Source organism: Pedobacter metabolipauper (assembly GCF_004362715.1).
GTDB classification, from domain to species: domain Bacteria; phylum Bacteroidota; class Bacteroidia; order Sphingobacteriales; family Sphingobacteriaceae; genus Pedobacter; species Pedobacter metabolipauper.
This window is the reverse complement of record NZ_SNYC01000005.1, coordinates 775,464-791,985: the sequence shown is the minus strand read 5'-3', so window position 1 is coordinate 791,985 and position 16,522 is coordinate 775,464. Positions and strand designations below refer to the sequence as shown.

At 43.3% G+C, this 16,522-nt stretch carries 14 protein-coding genes; all 14 read right to left on the bottom strand.

What is annotated here, in order from left to right:
• Nucleotides 1–9: 9 nt before the first annotated feature.
• The 14 genes from ATK78_RS15780 to atpD all read right to left on the bottom strand — a co-directional run bounded on the left by ATK78_RS15780 (nucleotide 10) and on the right by atpD (nucleotide 16,485).
• Complete coding sequence (locus ATK78_RS15780; protein WP_133577070.1) at nucleotides 10–1,014, bottom strand: PDDEXK nuclease domain-containing protein; 1,005 nt, start codon at nucleotides 1,012–1,014, stop codon at nucleotides 10–12.
• Nucleotides 1,015–1,368: 354 nt separating this feature from the next.
• Nucleotides 1,369–1,785: a hypothetical protein gene (locus ATK78_RS15775; RefSeq protein WP_243732551.1), complete on the bottom strand. Its 417-nt coding sequence runs from the start codon at nucleotides 1,783–1,785 to the stop codon at nucleotides 1,369–1,371.
• Nucleotides 1,786–1,907: 122 nt separating this feature from the next.
• Nucleotides 1,908–3,158 carry a threonine ammonia-lyase IlvA gene (ilvA, locus tag ATK78_RS15770; protein WP_133577068.1) on the bottom strand — a complete coding sequence of 417 codons (1,251 nt, stop codon included), beginning with the start codon at nucleotides 3,156–3,158 and terminating at the stop codon, nucleotides 1,908–1,910.
• Nucleotide 3,159: 1 nt separating this feature from the next.
• The gene (locus ATK78_RS15765) at nucleotides 3,160–4,668 is read right to left on the bottom strand and encodes a 2-isopropylmalate synthase (protein ID WP_133577067.1); all 1,509 of its coding nucleotides are present in this window, start codon (nucleotides 4,666–4,668) and stop codon (nucleotides 3,160–3,162) included.
• Nucleotides 4,669–4,680: 12 nt separating this feature from the next.
• Nucleotides 4,681–5,772, bottom strand: a complete 1,092-nt coding sequence (gene leuB / locus ATK78_RS15760) for a 3-isopropylmalate dehydrogenase (RefSeq protein WP_133577292.1) — start codon at nucleotides 5,770–5,772, stop codon at nucleotides 4,681–4,683.
• Between the two features lie 17 nt (nucleotides 5,773–5,789).
• Nucleotides 5,790–6,377: a 3-isopropylmalate dehydratase small subunit gene (gene leuD / locus ATK78_RS15755; protein ID WP_133577066.1), complete on the bottom strand. Its 588-nt coding sequence runs from the start codon at nucleotides 6,375–6,377 to the stop codon at nucleotides 5,790–5,792.
• An 11-nt stretch (nucleotides 6,378–6,388) separates the two neighbouring features.
• Nucleotides 6,389–7,804: a 3-isopropylmalate dehydratase large subunit gene (leuC, locus tag ATK78_RS15750; protein ID WP_133577065.1), complete on the bottom strand. Its 1,416-nt coding sequence runs from the start codon at nucleotides 7,802–7,804 to the stop codon at nucleotides 6,389–6,391.
• 108 nt (nucleotides 7,805–7,912) lie between these two features.
• Complete coding sequence (ilvC, locus tag ATK78_RS15745; protein ID WP_133577064.1) at nucleotides 7,913–8,983, bottom strand: ketol-acid reductoisomerase; 1,071 nt, start codon at nucleotides 8,981–8,983, stop codon at nucleotides 7,913–7,915.
• A 213-nt stretch (nucleotides 8,984–9,196) separates the two neighbouring features.
• Nucleotides 9,197–9,811 carry an acetolactate synthase small subunit gene (gene ilvN / locus ATK78_RS15740; protein ID WP_133577063.1) on the bottom strand — a complete coding sequence of 205 codons (615 nt, stop codon included), beginning with the start codon at nucleotides 9,809–9,811 and terminating at the stop codon, nucleotides 9,197–9,199.
• 9 nt (nucleotides 9,812–9,820) lie between these two features.
• Complete coding sequence (gene ilvB / locus ATK78_RS15735) at nucleotides 9,821–11,557, bottom strand: biosynthetic-type acetolactate synthase large subunit (RefSeq protein ID WP_133577062.1); 1,737 nt, start codon at nucleotides 11,555–11,557, stop codon at nucleotides 9,821–9,823.
• Between the two features lie 31 nt (nucleotides 11,558–11,588).
• Complete coding sequence (gene ilvD, locus ATK78_RS15730) at nucleotides 11,589–13,286, bottom strand: dihydroxy-acid dehydratase (protein WP_133577061.1); 1,698 nt, start codon at nucleotides 13,284–13,286, stop codon at nucleotides 11,589–11,591.
• 13 nt (nucleotides 13,287–13,299) lie between these two features.
• Nucleotides 13,300–14,166 (bottom strand): branched-chain amino acid transaminase, encoded by an 867-nt coding sequence (locus ATK78_RS15725; RefSeq protein WP_317126216.1) that lies wholly within the window; start codon nucleotides 14,164–14,166, stop codon nucleotides 13,300–13,302.
• A gap of 545 nt (nucleotides 14,167–14,711) precedes the next feature.
• The gene (gene atpC / locus ATK78_RS15720; RefSeq protein WP_133577059.1) at nucleotides 14,712–14,954 is read right to left on the bottom strand and encodes an ATP synthase F1 subunit epsilon; all 243 of its coding nucleotides are present in this window, start codon (nucleotides 14,952–14,954) and stop codon (nucleotides 14,712–14,714) included.
• Nucleotides 14,955–14,979: 25 nt separating this feature from the next.
• Entirely contained in the window at nucleotides 14,980–16,485 is a 1,506-nt protein-coding gene (atpD, locus tag ATK78_RS15715) for a F0F1 ATP synthase subunit beta (protein ID WP_133577058.1), read from the bottom strand.
• Nucleotides 16,486–16,522 lie beyond the last annotated feature (37 nt).

Genomic DNA, 16,522 nt, shown 5'->3' with positions numbered 1-16,522 from the left:
TAGCAAGGGTTAGTTATATGGATCTCTGTTTTTAATCTCTTTATTTATTTCTGTGATCAGTTGTTGTTCCGTTGGCAGGTATAGTTCATATCTGCTTGCAATAATGGTTTTATTGTCTTCAGGCAGGGTGAACTTTACGATGGCATCGTTTTTATTTGCGCAAAGTAATATACCCAGGGTAGGGCTTTCAGATGGAAGTTTTTCTAAACGATCATAGTAGTTTACATACATCTGCATTTGACCGATATTTCCATGGGTTAATTTTTTTGTTTTAAGATCGACCAGTACAAAACATTGCAGGAGACGATTGTACAATACCAGATCGATGTAAAAATCATCTCCGTCGAGGTGAATGCGTTTTTGCCTTGCTACAAAAGAAAAGCCATTGCCTAATTCCAATAAGAATTCCTGCAAATGTGTAATTATTGCGGATTCGATATCCTTTTCATAATAGGATGACTCTTTTTTTAAACCCAGGAATTCAAGATACATCGGATCTTTAATGATCTGCCTGGGTTCATTGGTTTGTTTTTCTTTTTTTGCAATTGCTAATACAGCGTCTTTATCATTGCTTAGTAAAAGGCGTTCAAACAGATTGCTTCCAATTTGGCGTTCCAGTTGTCTGGAAGACCAATTGTTTTTAACCGTTTCAGTAATATAAAAATCGGCTTTGTGTTGATTGTCAAGACCTAAGATGAACTTGTAATGCGTCCATGTCAATTGTGTCCGCAGTGCGGACACAATTGGGAAGGTTCTGTAAAACTGTCTGTACCAGTTGAGCTGACGGTAGGAGAAACCTATGCCGAATTCGGGTTGTATTTGTGCTGAAATTGATTTTATAAGAAATTTACCGTAATCAGCACGGTTTTTTCCTTCTTGCTCTTCTTCAAAGATCCTTTTTCCTATGTTCCAGTACATGAGCACACGTTCTTTATCTACAGCGCGGACCGCTTTATCCCTTGCGCTGTAGATTATATTCTTAATATCTGATATTACTGAAGGATTGAGCTGCATGATCTGTGGTTGTTATAGGCTAAGCTATCCACTTTTATAGTATGGGTGGTTAAAATTTGGGAAATATAATTTTTTATTAAAATGTTTGTAATCAATGTATTGTGAGTATAGTTGTTATTTTGATTGTGCTTATAAGGATTTGATGAAAAATATTGGAAGTGCAGGTGAGTAGCACGATTTCAGAAAATAAATTGAAAAAGGTATTAATTGCTTTTTAATGCAAAGCACCCAATGTTTTTGACATTGGGTGCTTATGGGGAATGATCATAATTAGTAAATAATAATCATTTTTTTGAAGTTTCGATAAATAGCTTGAATTGTGTCCGCAGTGCGGACACAATTGGCTAAAAAGTTTTAATTTAACGAGGAAGTTACGATAACCACACGTAATCCGATTGGCGCAGTTGGCCTTACCGGATTAAGAACAGCATCTCCTGTAGTTTGTATATCAAAAGTAATGGAGCCAGGTCTTGCGGTATAGCTATAGGTTTGTGCATCGAATACATAAGGTAATTGTTTGTATTCATCTACACTGTTATTTGGATAAAAGTATACCAGCAGACCATCATTTCTAAATGTTGCTGCATCAATTTCAGGGAAATTTACGGTAACTGTTAACCGGGTGCCATTTTCAACGGAAGTCCATTGACTTTGGTTGATCACTGTTTCGATGGTTTGGTTTGGCAAACCTGTATCAATCAGTGTTTCTTTTTTACACGATACCAGGCCCAGCGTGGTGGTGCAAAGGAGTAATAAAAGGAGCTTTTTCATTTGTGTGAATTTATATTTGTGTGTTTGATTTTTATAAAGCAAATCTATTGCCACAATATCAAACCGTTCCCGTTTACTTATTCTGTAATTAAAATGTTATGCAGAATATTGTTTTTATTGATTTATACCAGGTATTCGAACAAGGTTTGATCGTTATTCAATTCGATGATCTCAAATTTAAATTCCTTCATCCGCTGTACCAGTGCGTCGTAATCGGTGCGTTTTGCAAGTTCGATGCCTACCAGGGCCGGTCCATATTCACGGTTTGTTTTTTTGATGAATTCGAAGCGTGTGATGTCGTCCTGCGGGCCTAGTATATTATTTACAAATAGCTTTAAGGCACCTGGTCTTTGTGGAAAGCGGACAATGAAATAGTGTTTTAGTCCTTCAAAGAGTAAAGACTTCTCTTTGATCTCCTGCATGCGTTCGATATCATTGTTTCCGCCGCTTACGATAAGCACTACATTTTTCCCTTCAATGGTATCTTTGATCTGATCGAGGGATGCCACAGCAAGTGCTCCTGCAGGCTCTACTACAATCGCATCTTCATTGTACAATTTTAAGATGGTTGTACAGATCTGTCCTTCCGGAATGAGCAGCATTTGATCCAGTAATTCAGTACAGTATTCAAAGGTTAGGTTACCTACACGTTTAACTGCTGCACCGTCTACAAAGCGATCGATCTCTTCCAGGATTACAGGGCCACCGTTCTCCATCGCAAATTTCATGGAGGGGGCACCTTCCGGCTCTACACCGATCAGATGGACATTTGGTTTCAGGTTTTTAATGTAGCTGCCCACACCAGAGGCTAGTCCGCCGCCACCGATGGGCATAACCACCACATCCAGTTCGGGCAGATCTTCATAGATCTCTACACCTACTGTTCCCTGGCCTTCAATGATCTTTGCATTATCAAAAGGGGGGATAAAGGTCATGCTGTGTGCCGCAGTATATAATAAGGCTTCCCGTAAGCAATCATCAAAGGTATCACCTACCAGGATGATCTCAATGTGGCTGCCGCCAAACATTTCTGTTTGTTTTACTTTTTGTTTGGGTGTAATTTCAGGCATGAAGATTACCCCTTTAATGTTCAGCTTTTTACAGGAATGCGCTACACCCTGGGCATGGTTGCCTGCACTGGCGCAAACAACCCCTTTGGCGATCTGCTCCGGCTGCAGGGTGCTGATCATATTGTAAGCGCCGCGTAGTTTATAGGAGCGTACCAACTGCAGATCTTCCCTTTTCAGGTAAATATTTGCGTTGTATTTTTCAGAAAGGCTGGCATTATATTCCAGAGGTGTACGTTTTACCGTTCCTTTTAACCGTTCTGCAGCTGCAAGAAAGTCCAGTTCTATTTCTTTTTCTACGCTCATGTTATAAAAATTTATTCATTGCATCCAGATAGGCATCGGCAGATGCCTTAACGATGTCTGTGCTGAAGCCATACCCTAAATAGGATTTGCCTTCATAAGAGACACGCATATTAACCTTGCTTACATCATCACTGCCGCCATGTATGGCTTGTATGGTGAATTCCTTTAACAGAATATCTTTGCCTGCAATACTTTGAATGGCATTGATGGTTGCATTAACAGGCCCGTTGCCGGTAGCTTTGGCTTCTTTTTCAATGCCATTATATTCCAGCTTAACGGTAGCTGAGGGTGCGGTAAGGTCTCCGCATTCCACGTGCAGCGCATTGATCTTGTATCCGTTTTTATAGGGATCTTCGCTGCCATCGCTCATTAGAGAAAGGATGTCATCGTCAGAAATGGTTTTTTTCTCATCGGCAAGGATCAGGAAACGATCGTATACCTGATCCAGGTTGATGCGGTCTATTTCATAACCCAGGCGCTCTAAATGATGCTTCAACGCATGACGTCCGCTTCTTGCGGTTAAGATGATGTCTGATGAGTTTACGCCAACATCTTCAGGGTTCATGATCTCGTAGTTCTCCCGGTGTTTAAGGAAACCATCCTGATGAATACCAGAGCTGTGTGCAAATGCATTTTGTCCGATGATTGCTTTATTGGGCTGTACCGGCATGCGCATCATACGGCTCACCATGGCACTGATCTCGCTAAAGTGTTTGGTGTTGATATTGGTATGCAGATTTAACGCATGATGTGTTTTAAGGATCATGGTTACTTCTTCCAACGCGGTGTTACCGGCACGTTCACCAATACCATTGATGGTACATTCTACCTGGCGGGCACCATTTATTAACCCGGCTAAGCTATTTGCAGTGGCTACGCCCAGATCATTGTGACAATGAACAGAGATGATGGCCTGGTCAATATTCTTCACATTTTCTTTCAGGTACAGGATCTTTGAACCATACTGATCCGGCAGGCAATAGCCATTGGTGTCTGGAATGTTTACTACGGTAGCACCAGCGGCGATCACGGCTTCCACCATTTGTGCCAGGAAAATATTATCAGCCCTGCCGGCATCTTCCGCATAGAATTCAATATCCTCTACAAACTGCTTCGCATACTTTACGGCTTCAACCGCACGTTCCAGGATCTTCTCCCGGGTGCTGTTGAACTTGTATTGGATGTGCATATCTGATGCGCCGATACCCGTATGGATCCGCGGGCGTTTGGCATATTGCAATGCCGCAACTGCAGAATCGATATCTCCTTTGTTTGCTCTTGTCAGGGCACAGATGATCGGTTCACTGACTGCTTTGGACAGCTCAACTACACTTTGAAAATCGCCGGGACTGGAGATTGGAAAACCTGCTTCGATCACATCCACACCAAGTGCTTCAAGTGCCCTGGCAATCTCAATTTTCTCCGGGGTTGCCAACTGGCATCCGGGCACTTGCTCACCATCTCTAAGGGTGGTATCAAACACATAAACTCTATTCGGATCGTGTAACATAATTCTTTGTGTTTAGTTGGTATATGTAGTTTGTGCGATATATTTTAACAATAACTTGCCCATTTCTTTTGTGCCCAGTACTTTGTAGGGGTTGGTCGTTTCATCGGCAATGTCATTGGTCCTGAAACCTTCTTTCAGTGCTTTATCTACAGCGGTGATGATCACTTTTGCTTCTTCTTTTAGTCCGAAGCCGATTTCAAGCATCAGTGCTACCGACAGGATAGAGGCTAATGGGTTGGCCAGGTCTTTTCCGGTAATGTCGTGTGCAGAGCCATGGATTGGTTCAAAGAACCCGGTTCCGTCGCCAATAGACGCAGAGGCCAGCATGCCCATAGAACCAGCAATTTGTGAAGCTTCATCGGTCAGGATATCACCAAACAGGTTGGCGGTTAATACCACATCAAACCGTTTAGGGTCTTTGATCAGCTGCATGGCGGCGTTGTCGATAAACATGTGTTCTGTTGTTACCTCAGGGTATTCCTTGGCGATGGCCTGAACGGTTTCTCTCCACAACCTGGAGCTTTCCAACACATTTGCCTTATCAACAGAGCACAGCTTTTTGCCGCGCTGCATGGCTGCTTCAAAAGCTTTGTGTGCAATTCTTTCTACTTCGTACCTGTGATAGATCATCAGGTCTGACGCGGTATTGCGGTCTTCAGAACGTACTTTTTCTCCGAAGTACACATCTCCGGTCAGTTCTCTGAAAAACAGGATGTCGGTACCTTTTAAGATACTTGGTTTGATGCTGGATGCATTTAGCAGCTCGTCAAATAATAAGATGGGACGAAGGTTGGCATACAGGCCCAGTTCTTTTCTGATTTTAAGCAGACCTTGTTCAGGGCGGATCTTCAATGAAGGATCATTGTCGTACATGGCATGACCAACGGCGCCGAATAAGATGGCGTCGCTTTTTTTAGCTTTCTCTAAGGTTTCATCAGGCAGTGGGTTTCCGGTAGCTTCAATTGCTGCGTGGCCCATCAATGCTTCATCAAACGTAAAATCATGTCCGAAGTCTGCCGCGATCTGCTCTAAAATAGCTTTTCCCCAGGTCGTTACTTCCGGGCCGATACCATCACCGGGTATCACTAATATATTTTTTTTAATTCCCATTTTCAGTTTTATTAATCGGCTTTCCGTTCAAATACTTCAATCGCTTCCTTTTGGTTGAGGATGAAGTCTATGTCATCATAGCCGTTGATGAGGCATGATTTTTTGTAAGGATTGATCTCGAAATTCTCTTGTGCCCCGGTAGCGGTTAAGGTTACCGTTTGTTGTTCCAGGTCGATGATCAGTTCCGTTGCCGGGTCTTGTTCAACAGCTTTAAAGATGCTGATCAGAAATTCATCGGATACCTGGATTGGCAGCAGGCCATTGTTTAGTGCATTGCCTTTAAAAATATCGGCAAAGAAACTGCTGATCACTACATTAAATCCATAATCCTGAATGGCCCAGGCAGCGTGTTCCCTGCTGCTTCCACAGCCAAAGTTTTTACCGGCAACCAGTATCTTGCCATTGTACAATGGATTGTTAAGGACAAACTCAGGTCTTTTATTTTTTTGTTCGTCATATCTCCAGTCGCAGAATAAGTTTTCTCCGAAGCCTTCTCTGGTAGTTGCTTTAAGAAACCGTGCGGGTATGATCTGATCGGTATCAATATTCTCGATCGGTAAAGGAACGATTGCCGATGTTAATTTTTCAAATTTTTTCATCTTTATTCCTGTTAAGCGTGAATGTCTTCGTTCAATAATTGCCTTACATCGGTCACGCGTCCGGTTATTGCAGCAGCAGCAGCGGTTAGCGGACTGGCGAGGAAGGTACGGGAGTTGGGTCCCTGTCGGCCTTCAAAATTCCTGTTGGATGTAGACACACAGTATTTCCCTGCGGGGATCTTGTCTTCGTTCATTCCCAGGCAAGCACTGCATCCGGGTTCACGTAAATGAAAACCAGCGGCTTCAAACACTTTATCCAGACCTTCAGCGATGGCTTGCTGTTCAATTTGTTTAGAACCGGGAACGATCCATACCGTTACATTTTCTGCTTTTTGTCTGCCTTTTACAAACTCAGCAACCTCACGCAGGTCTTCCATGCGTGAATTTGTACAGCTTCCAATAAATACATAATCAATAGGCTTACCCAATAACGGGGTATCACCTTCAATGCCCATATAGGTTAGTGCCTTTTGGTAAGAAGGTTGTTCAGAAGTGATCTGACTTTCTGTAGACGGGATGTTTTCACTGATTCCCATTCCCATTCCCGGGTTGGTACCGTAGGTGATCATCGGTTCAATATCCGCGGCATCAAAGACAAGGATTTCGTCGAAAGAAGCATCAGCATCGCTGTATAGCAGCTTCCATTTGGCCAGTGCTTTTTCCCATTCTTCGCCTTTAGGGCTGAACTCCCTGCCTTCTACATAGTCAAAGGTGATCTGATCCGGAGCAATTAAACCACCGCGGGCACCCATTTCGATGCTCATGTTACAGATGGTCATCCGTGCTTCCATGCTCAGGCTTTCAATGGCAGAGCCGGCATACTCAATAAAGTAACCCGTACCACCGGCGGCAGAGATTTGGGCAATGATGTATAAGATAATGTCTTTGGCAGATACTCCTTGTCCGAGTTTACCATTGACTTCAATTTTCATGGTTTTGGGTTTTTGCTGCAGCAGGCACTGCGTAGCCATCACCTGTTCAACCTGTGAGGTTCCGATACCGAAGGCGATACAGCCAAAGGCACCGTGGGTAGAGGTATGGCTGTCGCCACAAACTATAGTAGAACCAGGAAGGGTAATGCCCAGCTCGGGACCGATGACGTGAACGATTCCTTGAAAAGGATGGCCAAGACCATAAAGTTCTACGCCAAATTCCGCACAGTTTTTGGTGAGCATGTCTACCTGGTAACGGGAAAGTTCTTCTTTAATTGGCAAATGCTGATCGATGGTTGGAACGTTATGATCTGCTGTGGCTATGGTTTGAGCCGGCCTGAAAACAGGTAATCCTCTGTTGCGTAAACCATCAAAGGCTTGAGGACTGGTTACCTCGTGAATAAAATGTGTATCAATATATAGAATATCAGGAAAACCATCGTCGCTTTTGACGACATGTGCATCCCAGATTTTCTCAACCAACGTTTTTCCCATTTGGGTTATTTATTTTAGTGTTAAGTTATTAACCGTCATGCGGTTTGATGCATCCCTGTTTCCAAAGGAAGCGGATGATCATACTGCATGACGGGCATTCTTATTCGATTATGCTTCTATTTCTTTTGCTGCCGGCTGGTTTTCAGGGCGCAGGCTGCGTACTGTTTTACCTGCACGCCACAGTTCGCTGTCGCGAAGTTCTGCCAGTTCAGCATTTAATTTTTCACGATAATCCGGCTGACTGTTAGAGTCAATTGAACGCTGAGATTCTTTACCAGTTGCTACGCTATTGTACAGTTCTTCAAATACTGGTTTGGTAGCATCCCTGAATTTTTTCCACCAGTCCAATGCACCACGCTGTGCAGTAGTAGAGCAGTTGGCATACATCCAATCCATTCCGTTTTCTGCTACTAACGGCATTAAACTTTGGGTAAGTTCTTCAACCGTTTCGTTAAAGGCTTCAGAAGGTGAGTGACCATTTGCGCGCAATACATCGTATTGAGCAGCAAAAATCCCCTGGATACAGCCCATTAAGGTACCGCGTTCGCCAGTTAGATCGCTATATACTTCTTTTTTGAAATCGGTTTCGAACAGATATCCGCTACCTACAGCAATACCAAGGGCAACTACTCTTTCATAAGCTTTACCGGTAGCATCCTGGAAAATGGCATAGCTGGAGTTTAGTCCGCGTCCCTGTAAGAACATCCGGCGCAATGAAGTACCAGAACCTTTAGGGGCAACTAAGAATACATCTACATCAGCAGGAGGAACGATTCCGGTTTGCTCGTTGAAGGTAATTCCAAATCCATGAGAGAAATACAAGGCTTTACCAGGGGTAAGGTGTTTTTTAACGGTTGGCCAAACTTCAATCTGAGCGGCATCGCTTAATAAATAACAAATGATCGTTCCGCGTTCTAAGGCTTCTTCAATCTCAAATAATGTTTCGCCCGGTACAAAACCATCTGCAATTGCTTTATCCCAGGTTTTTGATTCTTTGCGTTGTCCAACAATTACATTAATACCATTGTCTTTTTGGTTTAAAGCTTGTCCAGGACCTTGTACGCCATAGCCGATAATTGCTACCGTTTCATTTTTAAGTACTTCCTGTGCTTTTGCTAACGGAAATTCTTCGCGTGTTACCACGTTCTCATCTTTTCCGCCGAAGTTTAATTGTGCCATAATTTTTATTGGTTTTTTATTAGGTTCTAATTTATTTACTGTTACTATTATTGTTAATTGTTTCGTTTGATCTCCTCTGCTGGTTCCTGACGTTTCATTCTTTGAAACTGCTCCGGGACCTTCTGGTATTTATCTTCTATTTTTGATCTTCTTGTTATCTGAAACCGATCCTGAATCTTCTGATGTTTTTAATCCTGGTAAAGAACAGGATCGTTACATCGTGAATACATTTTTCTCTTTATCCAGAAACTCATTCTCGATCACTTCCTTACCTGGTTCGATGCGTTCGAATTCTCTCAGTTTAGAGTTGAAGCCTTCGCTGTCCTTAATGATGGCTACTCTTGCACTGCGTACAAATTCGATCAGTCCGAAAGGCTGCAGCACTTCGATCAGCTTATCGGTTTCTTCCCGGTGACCGGTAGTTTCGAATACAGTATAATCTTTACGGATCACTACGGCCCTTGCTCCGTTTTCACGCAATAAGCGTTCTACCAGTACTTTTTCTACGATGGTATCTGTTGGCACTTTATAAAGGGCCAGTTCCTGCCAGATGATATCTTCATTGGTGTTATAATACACTTTAAGTACTTCTACCTGTTTCTCGATCTGACGGGCCAGTTTGCGAACTACTTCCTCGGTCTCTGTGATCAGGATATTAAAGCGGTGAATGTGCTCGATCTCAGAAGGGGATACGTTCAGGCTTTCGATATTGATCTTTCTCCTGGAGAAGATGATGGCAATACGGTTTAATATACCAATTTGATTTTCGGTATATACCGTGATCGTAAATTCCTGCTGCTGGTTGGTTTCTATGTTAGAATTGCTCATGATCTTTAATTATTTAAGTCTGATTTCACTTACACTGCATCCTTGAGGTACCATTGGGAAGACGTTATGTTCTTGCGCTACCATTACTTCCAGCAGGTATGATCCCTTATGCTGAAGCATTTCTTCCAGTGCAGCCACAAGATCTTCCCGTTCTGAAATTCTTTTGCCGCTGATGTAGTACGATTCGGCAAGCTTCACAAAATCGGGGCTTTTAATGTCTACAAAGGAATAGCGTTTGTCATTGAACAGCTGCTGCCACTGGCGAACCATTCCTAAGAACTGGTTGTTCAGGATCATGATCTTTACATCAACTCCACTTTGCATGATGGTTCCCAGTTCCTGTAAGGTCATCTGGAATCCACCGTCACCAATTACGGCAACTACGGTGCGGTCTGGCGTACCAAATTTAGCACCTATGGCTGCCGGAAGGCCAAAGCCCATTGTTCCTAAGCCGCCACTGGTTACATTGCTCCTGGTGTTGTTAAACTGTGCATAACGGCAAGCCACCATCTGATGCTGACCTACATCACTTACAATGATCGCCTCACCTTTGGTTAGCTGGTTCAATTGATGAATTACCTCACCCATGGTCATTTCACCACTTTGGGGGTTTAGTTCCGGCTGTATTAACTGTTCTTGTTCTATTTTATCGAAGGCCCTGAATTCTGCCAGCCATTCGGTATGCTTTTTTTGATCGATCAGTTCGGTTAAAAGCGGTAAGGTTTCTTTACAATCGCCCCAAACCGGAACATCAGCTTTCACATTCTTATCAATTTCTGCCGGATCAATATCCAGGTGAATTACTTTAGCCTGTTTGGCATATTTATCCAATCTGCCGGTTACGCGATCGTCAAAGCGCATTCCGATTGCAATGAGCACATCGCACGAGTTCGTTTGTACATTGGGTCCGTAGTTACCATGCATCCCCAGCATACCCACATTTAGCGGATGGTCTGTAGGAATTGCACCTGCACCGAGGATGGTCCATGCAGCAGGGATCCCGCTTTTTTCTACAAAAGCTTTAAATTCTTGTTCTGCACTACCCAGCAAAACACCTTGTCCGAATAATATGAATGGTTTTTTTGCTGAATTGATCAGGGCTGCTGCTTCCTCTACATATTCCTTACGAACATGCGGTTTTGGGCGGTAGCTGCGGATGTGGTTACAAGGAACGTATCCTTTATAATCAAACAACTGCATCTGTGCATTTTTAGTAATGTCAATTAATACCGGGCCGGGTCTGCCGCTTCTGGCAATATAAAAAGCTTTGGCCAGGGCTGCAGGAATTTCATTGGCATCGGTAACCTGGTAATTCCATTTGGTAACCGGGGTGGTGATGTTGATCACATCGGTTTCCTGAAATGCATCCGTTCCCAGCAGATGGGCAAATACCTGACCGGTAATACATACCAGCGGTGTACTGTCAATCTGCGCATCAGCTAAACCGGTAACAAGGTTGGTTGCACCGGGACCACTGGTTGCGAAAACGACACCTACTTTACCGGAAGTACGGGCGTAACCCTGTCCGGCATGGGTGGCACCTTGTTCGTGGCGTACCAATATATGCTGTAATCTTTCTTTGTAATCATAAAGGGCATCATAGATCGGCATGATGGCACCTCCGGGATAGCCAAAAACCACTTCTGTGCCTTCGGCTATTAATCCTTCCAATAAAGCTACAGAACCCGTTACCTGCGTTGTGGTAGGTTTTGGCTGGGTGGTTACTTCTGCTTGTGCTAGTTCCATGTTCTTATTTTTAAGTATAAGGTCTTATTATTTAATGGGAGAATGCGTCTGTTACGCATCCTTCACTTGCATTACTTACTTGTTTCAGGTATTTATAGAGTACGCCTTTGGTGACGGGCGGAGGGAGTTGTTTCCATTCGGACCTGCGCTGTGCAAATTCTTCATCCGACAGGTGTACGTCTATGGTATTGTTTACTGCATCTATGGTGATGGTATCGTCATCATGAACGAGGGCAATGTTGCCGCCATCCCAGGCTTCCGGGGTAATGTGACCCACCACAAATCCGTGTGTGCCACCAGAGAAACGGCCATCGGTGATCAATGCGACAGACTTACCCAGGCCGGCACCGATAATTACAGAAGTAGGCTTCAGCATTTCCGGCATTCCGGGAGCACCTTTTGGGCCAACCTGTCTGATCACGACTACATCGCCGCTTTTAACCCTTCCGCTTTGAATACCGGCAATCAGGGATTGTTCGCCATCAAATACGCGTGCTGGCCCTACAAATTTCTCACCTTCTTTACCGCTGATCTTTGCTACAGCACCTTTTGTGGCCAGGTTACCATACAGCATTTGCAGGTGACCGCTTTCTTTTAATGGGGTGCTGATTGGGAAGATCACTTTTTGTGCCTCAAAATCAAGATCTAATGCACCGGCAACATTTTCAGCCAGTGTTTTACCGGTAACGGTCATGCAGTCGCCATGAATCAAGCCCACTTTTAACAGATATTTTAAGATTGCAGGGATTCCGCCTATCTCATGAACATCTTCCATTAGATACTGTCCGCTTGGTTTAAGATCGGCAAGCACCGGTGTATTGTCGCTGATCTGCTGAAAATCTTCCAGGGTCAGGGTAATGTCTACCGACTTGGCCATTGCAATTAAATGAAGTACCGCGTTGGTTGATCCGCCCAATGCGGTAACGGTTACTATCGCATTGTGGAATGCCTTGCGGGTCATGATCTCTGATGGAAGGATATTTTTTTCTAAGAGAACGCGGATGGCTTTTCCAGCTTCCAGGCATTCCTGTTTTTTTTCTTCACTGCGTGCAGGGTATGAAGAGCTGTATGGTAAGCTCATTCCCAGTGCTTCAATGGCAGAGGCCATGGTGTTTGCAGTATACATACCACCACAGGCACCGGCACCCGGACATGAATTGCGGATAATGCCCTGATAATCTTCTTCGGATAAATTTCCGGCAAGCTTTTGCCCCAGTGCCTCAAAGGAGGAAACTATGTTCAGGGACTTTCCCTTATAGTTTCCGGAGTGGATACTGCCGCCATATACCATGATTGCAGGGCGGTCGAGGCGACCCATTGCCATGATTGTTCCCGGCATATTCTTATCGCATCCAGGCAGTGCGATTACCGCATCGTAATATTGTCCGCCGCAAATGGTCTCAATAGAATCGGCAATTACATCTCTGGAAACCAAAGAGTAACGCATGCCGTCTGTACCGTTAGACATCCCGTCACTAACACCAATGGTATTGAAAGTTAACCCGACCATGTCATTTTTCCAGACGCCATCCTTAACGATCTTTGCGAGATCATTTAAGTGCATATTACAGGTGTTGCCATCATAGCCCATGCTGGCGATGCCCACCTGGGCTTTCTGCATATCTTCTGTGGTCAGACCAATTCCATACAGCATGGCCTGCGCCGCCGGCTGGGTTGGATCCTGGGTAAATACTTTACTATATCGGTTAATTTCGTTAGTTTCTGACATGTTATCGTTTGACTTATATGATTACTTCGTAGTTCTGTTTTTCTAGTACCAAACATTTGTAGGTGCGCTGTAAGGTTGCGCCGATGCTTTCCGACCATTTAATGGGGAATGCATATTCTTCAACGGATCTGATGCCGGCAATTTCTGTAGCTGTACCGCAGAAAAAAGCACTGTCGGCATGTTTCAGATCGGTAACGGACAAATGCTTTTCGATGATCTCAATGTCCAGAACATGACAAAGCTCGATTACGGTAGCGCGGGTAATTCCGGCCAGGATATTTCCAAGCGGCGGGGTGTATAACCGGCCATTTTTTTCTATAAATATATTTGCACCGGGAGCTTCGGCAATGTTGCCTTCTCCATCGAGCAGCAATGCTTCATCAAATCCTTTGGCTTTGGCTTCTGTAGTGGCCAATATGGAATTTACATAGTTGCCGCTAACCTTTGCCTGGATGGGGGTTGATTTTGGATTGGGCCGTTCGTAGCCGGAGATGCATACCTGAAGTTGTTCATTACCCAGGTAGGCTTCCCATTCCCAGGCACAGATCATGATGGAAACGTCTTTTGCGGCAACCAACTGCATGTTTGGTGCGCAATAGATGAGCGGACGGATGTAGGCGTCTTTCAGGTTGTTTAATTCCAGCAATTTATAGGTTTGCTTGATCAGGTCGTTGACATCCCATGGAAATGGCATATGTACCAGTTCTGCGGAACGCTTTAACCGTTCAAAATGTTCCCTGGCTTTAAAGATGCGGGTTCCATTGTGTGTGTTATAAGCCCTGATGCCTTCAAAAACAGCATACCCGTAGTGCAGAGAAGCTCCATACAAGGTGGTTGTTGTAGCGGCGGCTTTTTCAAAGCGGCCGTTAAGGTAAAGCATTGTATTTGAATTGAAGTACTGCATTGGGTTTATGGTCTGTTTTGTATTTATGTGTTATTAAAAAAGCGCCACTTTGGGTGGCGCTTTCGTATATTTTAAGTATTAAATATCTGTTATAGCGCCTTTTTCTGCTGAATGATCAGCAGCAGAATTACATTAATAATGACAATAAATATGGCGTTTAATACAGGGTTCATCGTACTGTTTATTTGTTGTTGCTTTATAAATCCAATTTACCAGTTGCTGATTAAACTATCAATAGCTGTATGAAAATAATTGAAAAAAAATATAATTCTACTTATTTTGTTTATTTAAGAATATAATTCTTAAATATTGTCATTTAACCTATCTTAAAGTGGATGCTGCTATACCAAATATGAAATCGGTATTCGGTCTACTTGTTATGCATACATTATAAAATGTGTTGTTTTCTTCCTAAAATCCTTAAAAGGGCAAAACTTTTTAATAAAACCAGAAAATAAGGGGGCATAAAAAAAGCCCTTTGAGATGTTCAAAGGGCTTTCATAATATGGTATGATTAAATACTATGCAACCCCTTCTGCGAGGACAATAATCTTATTTTTTAAAACTTCGACTACACCGCCTTTAATGGTGAAGGTTTCGTCGCCGGTTTTACTTTTAATAATTACTGGTCCGTCTTCTAAAGTTGAAATAATAGGCGCGTGGTCTCTCAGGATTTGAAAAGAGCCCATGGTACCCGGTACAGTAACTGCAGTTACTTCGCCTTCAAAAACTTTCTTATCTGGGGTTAATATTTCTAGTGTCATATATATTGTATATCCGCTTTAAAAATTAAGCGTTTGCTTCAGCTAATAGTTTCTTACCTTTTTCAATAGCTTCATCAATGTTACCTACCAGGTTAAATGCTGCTTCAGGGTATTCATCAACTTCACCATCCATGATCATGTTAAATCCTTTGATGGTATCTTTAATGTCTACCAATACACCTTTTAATCCTGTAAACTGTTCCGCTACGTGGAAAGGCTGTGATAAGAAACGCTGAACACGGCGTGCGCGTGATACGACCAATTTATCTTCTTCAGATAGTTCGTCCATACCAAGGATTGCGATGATATCCTGTAATTCTTTATAACGTTGTAAAGTTTCTTTAACGCGTTGAGCGGTATTGTAGTGTTCATCACCAAGAACTGCAGGAGAAAGGATCCTTGAGGTAGAATCCAGCGGATCTACAGCTGGATAGATACCAAGCTCAGCAATTTTACGTGACAATACGGTTGTTGCATCCAAGTGGGCGAATGTTGTAGCCGGAGCAGGGTCAGTTAAATCATCTGCCGGTACATATACTGCCTGAACGGATGTAATTGAACCACGTTTGGTTGAGGTAATACGTTCCTGCATCAAGCCCATCTCCGTAGCCAGGGTTGGCTGGTAACCTACAGCAGAAGGCATACGGCCTAATAGTGCAGATACTTCAGAACCAGCTTGTGTGAAACGGAAGATGTTATCCACGAAGAAAAGGATATCCTTTCCAGCGCCTTCACCATCACCATCACGGAAATATTCAGCAACGGTAAGACCAGAAAGGGCTACCCGTGCACGTGCACCAGGAGGCTCGTTCATTTGTCCGAAAACAAGTGTTGCTTTAGATTCTTTTAATTTTTCAGTATCAACTTTACTTAAGTCCCAGCCACCTTTTTCCATAGAATGAAGGAATTCTTCGCCATAGTTGATTACACCAGATTCGATAAACTCACGTAAAAGGTCATTACCTTCACGGGTACGTTCACCTACACCAGCGAATACAGATAAACCAGCATATGCTTTCGCAATGTTGTTTACCAGCTCCATGATCAATACGGTTTTACCAACACCGGCACCACCGAACAAACCGATCTTACCACCTTTAGCATAAGGCTCTAACAAATCGATTACTTTGATACCTGTAAAAAGTACTTCAGTTTCGGTTGATAGCTCATCAAATCTAGGAGGGGCGTTGTGAATTGGTCTTCCGCCAGTTTTATCAACGGCATTGATCCCGTCAATGGCTTCACCAACTACATTGAATAAGCGGCCTTTAACCTGATCACCAACAGGCATTTGGATCGGAGAACCGGTATCCAATGCTTTCATTCCACGAACTAAACCATCGGTTGAGTCCATTGCAATTGTACGTACGCGATCTTCACCAAGATGTTGTTGAACTTCTAAAACGACTTTCTGTCCGTTTTCTTTTGTAATCTCTAATGCAGAGAAAATTTTAGGTAAATGAGCATCGTCAGCAAAACTCACGTCAACTACCGGTCCTATAATCTGCGCTATTTTTCCAATGTTAGGCATATATTGTTTTGGGTAAAATTATAAATATCAATTTGTT